Source organism: Microbacterium sp. (assembly GCF_035554235.1).
Lineage (GTDB): Bacteria > Actinomycetota > Actinomycetes > Actinomycetales > Microbacteriaceae > Microbacterium.
In genome coordinates this window covers 1-9444 of sequence record NZ_DATMIO010000232.1, presented here as the reverse complement: position 1 = coordinate 9444, position 9444 = coordinate 1, and the positions used below count along the sequence as shown (strand labels likewise).

Sequence of the window (9444 nt, the reverse complement as noted above, 5' to 3'; positions counted from 1 at the left end):
CGCACGCGGCGATCTCGTCGTCGGAGATCGGGCGGGACGCGTTCGAGATGTCGATCTCGCCGTTGCAGAATGCCCGGAATCCTGCGGTCGTACCCGTCGGTGTGACCACGACATCGACGCCCGGCTCATGGTCACGGTGTTTCCTTCGCTCGACGGAATCCCGTCGGCCGATGGGCGCGCGACGGCCGACGCTTATATAGATACTCGTCTATTGGACGGTCGATCGAAAGCGCCGAACATGAACGCCGAATGAACGAGCGCCGATCGGGTGATCGGTCCGGCTGCCCCGTCGCGACTGCACGAGTGGTCGCTCTTGTCGGCGTTGTGCCCCCGTCCGCCCATGATCGGGAGGAGAATCGGCATGTGAGCTGCACAGACCCCGAGACCGAGTTCGAGGCACTCGTCTATCTCGCGGACCGTCTGCGACTGCGTTTTCCTGAAGTGGAAGAGGACGCGGTGTTCGCGCTCATCGCCGAAGAGCTGGAGTCCTTCGACGGCGCACGACTACGCGACTACGTGCCCGTGCTCGTCGAGCACAATGTGCTCCGCCGCCTGCGCGCTGTCCACCACCAAGGGGCGTAGACGCGGCGGTGACGCGCGCCGTGCGGCTACGCTCGTTCCTGCTTGATGCGCTTCTTCGCCTCACGCTCCGCGAGGACGGGCACGAAGTCGCGCACTTTGGCGGCTGCCATCTCCGTACGGACCTCGTCCACGATCACGGAGACACGGTCGGCGGGCACCTCGGGGTACTTGGCGGATAACCGCGCGGTGATGTCGTGGAATGCGATGTCTTCGTCGATGCCCTTATCGGCCACAGCAGCTCCATCCCTTTGATCAGCGTGTGAAGCTTACTGCGCACCGCTACCTCCGCGTAATGTGCCGGTCGCCTGCCCGCAACCCGCATGCTGTGTGGTTGGCAGAACCACTGGGAGGCAGTTGAACGGGTCGACCGACGTTGCAGCGCGCGAGCGACTCGCCGTCGCTCACGCGGGGCGCGGAGTCTTCGGCTCGAGCGCCCTGCGTGTCGGCGTGATCTACCTCGCGTCGCGATTGGTGACCACCGGATTCCTGCTGCTCGCGGGGGCGTTGTCGCCGCCGGGATCCCGGTTCGGGCCAGGGGCGGGCATCCCCACGTACGTACTCGCGTGGGACGCGCAGTGGTATCAGCGCATCGCCGCCGAAGGCTATCCGACCGTGCTCCCGCTGACGGATGCGGGGGATGTCGCACACAACGCCTGGGCGTTCATGCCGCTCTATCCGTGGCTTTCGTCGGCTCTGGGTGCGGCACTGGGCTCGTGGGGGGCGGGCGCGGTGCTGATCGCGTTCGCCGCGGGATACGCGTGCTGCATCGTCCTGCGCCGGATGCTGGTGGCCAAGGTGGGCGAAGCCGCCTCGTTGTGGGCGGTCGCGTTCTTCGCATCGGCGCCGCTCGGGGCGATGTTCCAGGTGGCCTACCCCGAAACCCTCTTCCTTCTGCTGATCATGCTCGGCATCGTCGGTCTCCAACGCCGGAGGTACGGGTGGCTGTACGCGCTCGTCCCGGCGATGGCGTTTCTGCGGCCCGGCGTGCTGGCCTTCGCGCTCATGCTGGGGTTCTTCGGCATCGGCCGGTGGATCTCCCGCCGACGTGAGCCGCTTCGCAAGCACGAGCCCGTTCACATCGTCGCCCTGGCCGCGCTCGCGACGGCGCTGGGCTTGTCCTGGCCGGTCATCGCGGGATGGGTGACGGGACGATCCGACGCCTATCTGCAGACGGAGCTGTCGTGGCGGCGACTCTGGATGGGCGACGAGGGGGAGTTCGTGCCGTTCGAAGGATGGCTCCAGGCGGCCGACTACTGGTTCCGCGAGTGGGGTCTCGATCCCGTGTGGGCGCTGGGCGCGATCATCGTCGGGGTTGCAGCGACAGCGGCCCTCCTGCTCTTCGAACCGCACGTCCGGCGCCTGGGCATGGAGATCAGGCTGTGGGCGGCGAGCTACCTGCTGTACCTGCTCGCGGTCTTCCTTCCGCAATCGAGCGTCTTCCGCCTGCTGTTTCCTCTGTCGCCGCTCTGGGGGGCCCTGGCGCAGCCGCGCAGCACGACGTGGAGGGTCGCCGTCCTCGTCGCCTGTCTCGTCGGACAAGGCTGGTGGATCTGGAACGTGTACGGCCTCGGGAACCAGTTCTGGCACATCCCCTGAGTCGCGCTCAGGTGTCGTCGGCCGAACTCCGCGCCGCGACCGTCAGCGTCAGCGCAGCTGCGCGAAGTTCTCGGCATCCGCGGTCGGGCCGACCACGAGGATCGTGTCGCCGGCGTGGAGGATCGTGTCGGCGTCTGCATTGCGCCATGACCCCGCGTCGCGCTTGAACGCCGCGATCGTCACGCCGTAGGCGCTGCGCAGCCCGGTGTCGCCGAGCCGCTTGTCGAGGAGCACCTCGGGGGCCGCAGCCTTGACCAGCGCGTAGCCTCGGTCGACCTCGATGTAATCCAGCGCGGCACCGCGCACCAGGTGGGCGACCTTGCGGCCCATGTCCTTCTCGGGATAGATGACATGGTGCACGCCCAGCTGTTCCAGGATCAGGCCGTGCCGGTCGTCGACGGCTTTGGCCCAGATGATCGGGATCTTCATGCCGATCAGTACTGAGCACGTGAGGATGGATGCCGAGATGTCGTCGCCGATCGCGACGACGACCCGGTCGAACTCGTCGATCGCCAGCTGGCGGAGCGCCTCCTCTCTCGTAGAGTCCGCCCGGACGACCTGGGTGAGCTCACCGTTCAGGGCTTGGACGAGCTCTTCGTCGACGTCTACCCCGAGAACCTCGGTGCCGCCGGCCATGAGCTCGAGAGCGAGGGAGCTCCCGAACCGGCCGAGCCCGATGACCGCGACCGAGTCGGCCTCCGCGATGCGGCGCGAGCTGTCGCCGCCGAAGAATCGAAAACTAGCCAATGGCGGGCCTCTCCTTGGGGTATTCGTACAGGATGCGGCGCTCGCGCAAGGCGATCGCCGAACCCAGGGTCAATGGGCCGAGGCGGCCGATGAACATGAGGGCGACGAGCACGATCTTCGCCGCGTCGGGCAGGCCCGGCGTGATCCCGGTCGACAGCCCGACGGTGCCGAACGCCGAGATCGCTTCGAAGAGGATGCGGTCCAGGTCGATGCCGGTGAGGATCATGAGCGAGGCGGTGCCCGCCATCACCGCGGCGACGGCGACGAGAACCACCGTGATGGCCTGGCGGTGCACGGCGCGGGAGAGGCGCTTGCCGAAGATGTTCACCGCTCCTTCGCCGCGCAGCTCGGTCATCATGATGAAAAAGAGCACCGCGAAGGTGGTGACCTTGATGCCGCCGGCGGTGCCCGCGGGCCCCGCGCCGATGAACATGAGCACGTCCATGCCGAGCCACGACTCGGGCCGCATCGCGCCGATGTCGATCGCGTTGAATCCGGCGGTGCGTGTCTGCACGGAATGGAAGAAGCCGGCGAGCACCCGTGCGGCCGGGTCGAGGGCGCCGAACGTCTGGGGATTGTTCCACTCGATGGCGGTGATGTAGACGGTGCCGCCGATGAGCAGGACGAGCGTGGCCCACAGCACGAGCTTCGTGTTCATCGACCAGTGCAGCGGACGACGGAACTCCTTGCGCAGCTGCATGATGACCGGGAAGCCCAGTCCGCCCAGGATGATCGCCGCGGCGATCGGCAGGCAGATGAACGGGTCGTCGACGAAGCCGATCAGATTGTCGGTGTAGAGGGCGAACCCGGCGTTGTTGAACGACGACACGGCGTGGAACCCCGCGTACCAGGCCGCCTTTCCCACGTCGTACCCGTAGCCGAACAGAAAGCGCAGGAACAGCACCAAGAAGGTGGCGGCTTCGATTACGAGGGAGATGAGCACGACGCCACGGACGAGTCCGCGCACGTCTTCGATGCCCACCGACTTCGCCTCGGCCGCGGTGTTCAGGCGCGCCCGCACGGTCAGCTTGCGCGCCAGGATCAGGCCGATCAGTGACGCGAAGATCATGATGCCGAGGCCGCCGAGCTGGATCAGCACCATGATCACCACCTGGCCGAACGGACTCCAGAAGGTGGGGGTGTCGAGCACCGTCAGCCCGGTGACGCACACCGCGGACGTCGCCGTGAACAGAGCGTCCACGAACGACGGGGGCCTCCCCGCCATCGCGGATGCGGGCAGGAGCAGAAGCACGGTACCGGCGGCGACGACGCCCGCGAAACCCACTACCACCGTCTGCGCGGGCTTCAGCGCGAATCGGCGATGCCGGGGCGCCCGTCGAGCCGGCACCCTCACGCGAACGCTCACGGAGTAACACTAGACCTCCGTCGCCGCGCGGGCGTTGCACAATGGCAGGATGCCCATCGTCGACAACGCCGTGTACGTAGCCGGCCGCCGGATCGAGAACCCCACCAGCTTGGAGGAGACCTTCGAGTACATGCGCGCGCGCAGCGGAATGGCCTGGATCGGCCTGTTCCGCCCCACCCCCGAGGAGATTCAGCAGGTCGCGGCGGAGTTCTCCCTCCACGCGCTGGCGGTCGAGGATGCGCTGGCCGGTCATCAGCGATCAAAAATCGAGCGATACGGCGACATCCTCTTCACGGTGCTGCGGCCGGCCCGCTACATCGACGCGACCGAGACGGTGGAGTTCGGAGAGCTGCACGTCTTCGTCGGGCCGGATTTCGTGGTTACCATCCGCCACGCGGAATCACCAGATCTGGGGCGTGTCCGCCGCCGGCTGGAGGATCAGCCCGATCTCCTCGCGCTCGGTCCGGAGGCCGTGCTGTACGCGATCCTCGACGAGGTCGTCGACGAGTACCAGCCGGTCGCGGCCGGTGTGGAGAACGACATCGACGAGATCGAAGACGTGCTCTTCGGCGGGGGCAGCGCGTCGCTCTCGCAGCGGATCTACGAGCTCTCCCGCGAGGTCATCACGTTCCAGCGCGCCACACAGCCGTTGGCCGACATGCTCGAGGGCCTCCTCCGGGGCGGCGAGAAGTACAAGGTCGACCTCGAGCTGCAGAGGTCGCTGCGGGATGTGCACGACCACTCGCTGAGGATCACCGATCGGATCGGCACCTTCCGTTCGATCCTCGAGAACGCTCTTACGGTGAACGCCACCCTGGTGACGCAACGGCAGACCGATACCGCTCTCGTGCAGAACGAGCAGGTGAAGAAGATCTCCGGATGGGCGGCCATCCTCTTCGGGCCGACACTCGTCGGCACGATCTACGGGATGAATTTCACCTACATGCCCGAGCTGCACTGGGTGATCGGCTACCCGCTGGCGATCGCTCTCATGGCGGCCACCAGCGTCACCCTCTACGTCGTCTTCCGCAAGAAGCACTGGCTCTAGCTGCAGAGCGCAGGCGGGGCGATCGCAAAGGACCGCCCCGCCCTGGCTCAGCGAACGCGCAGGGCGTTGATGGACTCTTTCGTGATGGTCGGATAGCCCGCCAGGGTCCCCGTCACGGCGACGGAGATCGAGTGGCGCCGGTCGGCGGCGGTGAACCGATAGGTCTTGCCTGTTGCCCCCGCGATCGGTTCGCCATCGCGGAGCCACTGATAGGTCAGCGCTGTGCCCCGCGTCCACAGGCCCGGAACCGCAGTCGCGGTGGCACCCGGGATCGGGAGCCCGAGGACGAATCCCGCCGTCGCGAGGGCGACTTTGAGCGTCGGCTCGGAGCTGCGTGCGATCGTCTCGTACCCGTTCAGGGAACCGGTGACGGTCACCGAGATCGAGCGGTGGAGGTGAACGGGTGTCAGCTTGAGAGTCGCGCCCTGTTTTCCACGCAGGGCGACGCCGTCGGCGAACCACTGGTACTCGAGGCGGGTCCCTTCGGTCCATGTGCCGGGATCTGCCACCAGCTTCCCGCCCACGACGGGAACCCCCACGATTGTCGGGGATGCCGCGAGGGCGACCTTCGCGGTCCGATCGGACACCAGCGAGTTGGACACCAAGCCTTCGGCGCTCGCCGTCACGCGAACCGTGAGCGATTTGCCGACGACATCCGCGCCGGGTGTGAAGGTGGCGCTCGTGGCACCGACCAGGGGCTCATCGTCTGCGAACCACTGGTACGACAGGATCGCACCGGGGGTGCTCGAGGAGCCGAGTGCCGTCAGTTGCGACCCGACGCTGGCCGAGCCCGAGATGCCGATGTCGGCGAGCGGAACGATGTCGGTCTCGCCGAAGTCGAGCCAGGTGCCTTCGAGCTCGGTGTAGCCCTGACTCGGCTGTGTCCAGTCGCAGACGCCGCCGGGGAAGGCGCCGGTCAGCGCCGCCCACTGGTCGTCGGTCATCGCCGGGTAGTCGGTGCGCAGCGGCTCCGTCAGCTGACACTTCAGGATGTCGGTGGCCAGCGGCATTCCCGCCACCGCGCGCGGCTGGGAGTGATAGGGGTACAGAGTGTTGCACGCCGAGCCCGCATCGTCGTAGTCCAGAACCTCCTCGATGAACGCACCGGCCGCGTCGTAGCATCCATCGACCAGGCCGGCCGGACGGGCAGCGATCGTACGTGCACGATCGCCGGGTCCACCTGCCGCTTCGAGGTTGTCGAGCCACGCCTCGAGCTGGGTCAGCGCGAGGATGCGGATCTCCGCCGTCCGCTGGAAGTCGTTCGGCCCCGTCCAGCTGACGTGGGTGCCGGCATCTCCCCAGGCGTTCAGCATCCGTTCGCGGATGATGGCGGAGCGGTAACGCTCGTGGAAGTCACCGGTCGGATCGGTGTAGTTGCGGATCTCGATGACCGGAATCGTCTCGAGACCGCCCGTCATGAGGTTGATCCGCCCGGTGGCGTACGCACGCTCGATCGCCTCGACGCTCGCCTCCGAGCGTGCGGCCGTGCGGTTGCCGTCGATGTCCATCCCGCCGATGCTCTGGTTGAGCGAGAGGAACTGGTCCAGGGTGATCGCGCCGTCCTGCAGGGCGTCGAGGCCGTACTGTACGCCGACGTTGTCGGGGATGATGCGCAGTCCGCGCCCCTGCTCGTCGGTGCCATAGACGTTCTTCACCATGTCGGCGATCGTGCAGCGCAGGCCGTCCGGGTTGGTCGGCGACCACCGGTCGGCAACCGGGATGGCCGGGCTGCACCCGCGATTCGGGTCGTCGACCCCGTCGAAGAACGTGAATCCGAAGCACGTGTTCGGCGTCGCGTGACCGGTCACCGCCATCTTCTGCGCATCGGTCCATCCGGCGCCGGCGGGGGAGCCCCAGTAGTTCAGCAGGCCGCGGCAGTCGTGTCCGCCGATGGTCGTCGAGCGTTCGTCGGGGTAGCCGACCTCGCCCAGCACGCCGTCGAGGATGCCGGGGTAGCTGTTGGACACGAGCAGCTGCTGCATCGTGCCGGCCGACGGGCCCGAGCCGATCGTGTACGTGACCGGGCCCAGCTGCTCGATGAGGTGCTCCTTGACCATCATCGCCGTCTCGGCGCTCGTCACGTCGTTGCAGTTCTGCGCGTAGACGTTGAAAGTCGCGGAGGCGACGGCGTATCCGCGCGAGAGGAGCAGATCGTTCTGCACCCCGCCCGTGCTCGTGCCCTGCCAGTAGCCGACTCCGCACGCGCCGCCGAAGGTGTAGGCGAGCTTGCCGTTCCAGCCGGGCGATCGCTCCCACGGAGTGGGCTCGGCTGCGCCGGGCTCGTGCAGCACCGCCGTCTCGTACACGGCGCGGTTGATCGTGCCCCGTTCGATTCGCACGATGTAGGGAACCTCGTTGCCGTCGACCGTTGCACCGGCGAGGTCTGCGGGGGTGGATCCGTCGGTCGGGTAATCGGCGAACTGACCCGCCGTCGTGCGGTAGCGGTACGAGACCACGGGCGCCGCGACATGACAGTTCTCATCGACCGCACCCAGATTCCAGGGCGCACCGGAGGCCGTGCAGTACATGGGATGCTGGGGCCCCGTGAAAACCGGTCCGCTGGCAGGGTGGTTTATCACCTGCAGCGATGCGGCTTCGTGTCCCTTGGCACTTGTCACGACCACTTCGCTCGCGCCGAGAGGGAGGCCGTCCACCGAGCCGAGCAGCGCTCCGCCGCTCGCCCGGAATGAATCCGTCACGTCGGCGCCGGCGGCGAGAATGCGCGAAGAGGGCGCGGCACCGCGCACCTCTACGAGGGCATCCCCTCCCGAAACCGAGTCGGGCCTGCTCGAGAGAACCTCGATCGAGACCGTCTTGCCGGCGGCGGTCGCGGCTGGGGCGCTCAGCACTCCCGCGACCATCACCGCTGCTATCGCAGCACACGCCAATCCCCGGGCGTTTCTGATATTCATCAACCGAACCCTTCGACATCGTCGTCGTGAGCGACCACGTCGTCGCCCACCGCAATGCTAGAAGGGTTCGTGACGGTCGTCAACGAAAGTTCGAATGTCCCGCCCGGCGTCGGCGCCCGGCGCCGGCGATTCGGGCGCGGTCAGGCGCGCCTCAGCTGCGCGTGAGGAAGCGCGCGAAGAAGGCGATCGTCGCGTCGACCTCGGGGAGCTCGTCCGACGGGAGCCAGTTCAGGTGCCCGTGGAGCATCCCCAGGGCGTGATAGGTCTGCACCGGTATTCCCGCGTCTTCGAGCTGCGCCGCGAACGTCTCGCTCGACGCGCGAAGCTCGTCGTACTCGCTCACGACGATCGCCGCGGGCGGCATGCCCCGGAGGTCGCCATTGCCCGGGGTGGCATACACGGGAACATGATGAACGTTCCCGACATAGTTGCGGAAGGCGCCGATGTGGCCCTCGGGCGTCCCGCGCAGGAAGGACGGGAGTACGGACATCTGCACGTGCTGCTCGGCAGAGATCCCGGGCACCGGGAAGTGGAAGACCCCATAGGCCAGCAGCATCGCCTTGGGTGTGGCGCGCTTCTCGTCGCGCAGACGCATCGCGGCCGCTGCAGCGAGGTTCGCTCCCGCGCTGCCGCCGCCGATGTACAGTCCGGAGGTCACCCCGAGGTCTCGCGCGTTCGCCTCGAGCCAGGTCCATGCAGCGATGACATCGTCGAGCGGAACGGGATAGGTGACCTCACCGGCCGCAAGACGGTAGTCGACCGAGATCACGATCGCGCCGACCCGGTGGGCGAGTTCGGCGGCGACCACGTGCGCTTCCGCCCAGTCCAGCGTGCCGACGACGAAGCCGCCGCCGTGCATCCACAACAGGCCGGGGCGGGAGTCCGACGACGTGTTCGACCGGTAGACGCGGATGCCGACGGGGCCGTGCGGCCCGTCGCAGGTCTGGTCGTAGATCTCGACGTCTTCCGGCACGGTCCAGCCGGCGGGGCTGGCCAGGAAGTCATCGAGAATTCCCGGCGTGCCCGCGCCTTCCTGAGTGAGGCCGGCAAGGGGAGCCAGCTTGGCTTCGAAGAAGGGATTCAGGGACATGGATCTCCTTTGATCGGGTGCTAAAAGCATTTATCGCATATCCTGATGCTGTACGCAAGCCGCCGTTTCATCACACGTCCTCTTGCCGCACACATGATCATCG

At 67.2% G+C, this 9444-nt stretch carries 9 protein-coding genes; 3 read left to right on the top strand and 6 right to left on the bottom strand.

Annotated features, from left to right (window positions below; translation table 11 throughout):
• A partial coding sequence (locus VNT50_RS14330) for a substrate-binding domain-containing protein (protein ID WP_349255497.1) occupies nucleotides 1-172 on the bottom strand: 172 nt, incomplete at its 3' end.
• A 191-nt stretch (nucleotides 173-363) separates the two neighbouring features.
• Between VNT50_RS14330 and VNT50_RS12075 the strand changes: the two genes are divergently transcribed.
• Nucleotides 364-582: a three-helix bundle dimerization domain-containing protein gene (locus VNT50_RS12075; RefSeq protein ID WP_325485367.1), complete on the top strand. Its 219-nt coding sequence runs from the start codon at nucleotides 364-366 to the stop codon at nucleotides 580-582.
• Nucleotides 583-608: 26 nt separating this feature from the next.
• Here the strand turns inward: VNT50_RS12075 and VNT50_RS12070 are convergent, their stop codons facing one another.
• Nucleotides 609-815 (bottom strand): three-helix bundle dimerization domain-containing protein, encoded by a 207-nt coding sequence (locus tag VNT50_RS12070; protein ID WP_325485366.1) that lies wholly within the window; start codon nucleotides 813-815, stop codon nucleotides 609-611.
• 121 nt (nucleotides 816-936) lie between these two features.
• On the opposite strand from VNT50_RS12070, the gene VNT50_RS12065 reads away from it, so the two are divergent.
• Nucleotides 937-2178, top strand: coding sequence for a hypothetical protein (locus VNT50_RS12065; RefSeq protein ID WP_325485365.1), 1242 nt, complete (start codon nucleotides 937-939; stop codon nucleotides 2176-2178).
• Between the two features lie 48 nt (nucleotides 2179-2226).
• Here VNT50_RS12065 and VNT50_RS12060 read toward each other — a convergent pair whose 3' ends face one another.
• Nucleotides 2227-2925 carry a potassium channel family protein gene (locus VNT50_RS12060; RefSeq protein ID WP_325485364.1) on the bottom strand — a complete coding sequence of 233 codons (699 nt, stop codon included), beginning with the start codon at nucleotides 2923-2925 and terminating at the stop codon, nucleotides 2227-2229.
• Nucleotides 2918-4291: a TrkH family potassium uptake protein gene (locus VNT50_RS12055; protein ID WP_325485363.1), complete on the bottom strand. Its 1374-nt coding sequence runs from the start codon at nucleotides 4289-4291 to the stop codon at nucleotides 2918-2920. The genes VNT50_RS12060 and VNT50_RS12055 overlap by 8 nt, the downstream gene beginning before the upstream one ends.
• A 49-nt stretch (nucleotides 4292-4340) precedes the next feature.
• Here VNT50_RS12055 and VNT50_RS12050 point away from each other — a divergent pair, with 49 nt between their 5' ends.
• Nucleotides 4341-5339: a magnesium and cobalt transport protein CorA gene (locus VNT50_RS12050; RefSeq protein ID WP_325485362.1), complete on the top strand. Its 999-nt coding sequence runs from the start codon at nucleotides 4341-4343 to the stop codon at nucleotides 5337-5339.
• Nucleotides 5340-5386: 47 nt separating this feature from the next.
• On the opposite strand, the gene VNT50_RS12045 is transcribed toward VNT50_RS12050, so the two are convergent.
• Both VNT50_RS12045 and VNT50_RS12040 read right to left on the bottom strand, forming a co-directional pair.
• Complete coding sequence (locus VNT50_RS12045; protein ID WP_325485361.1) at nucleotides 5387-8251, bottom strand: DUF6351 family protein; 2865 nt, start codon at nucleotides 8249-8251, stop codon at nucleotides 5387-5389.
• A gap of 151 nt (nucleotides 8252-8402) precedes the next feature.
• A complete protein-coding gene (locus VNT50_RS12040; protein WP_325485360.1) occupies nucleotides 8403-9341 on the bottom strand; it encodes an alpha/beta hydrolase in 939 nt (312 codons plus the stop codon).
• Nucleotides 9342-9444 lie beyond the last annotated feature (103 nt).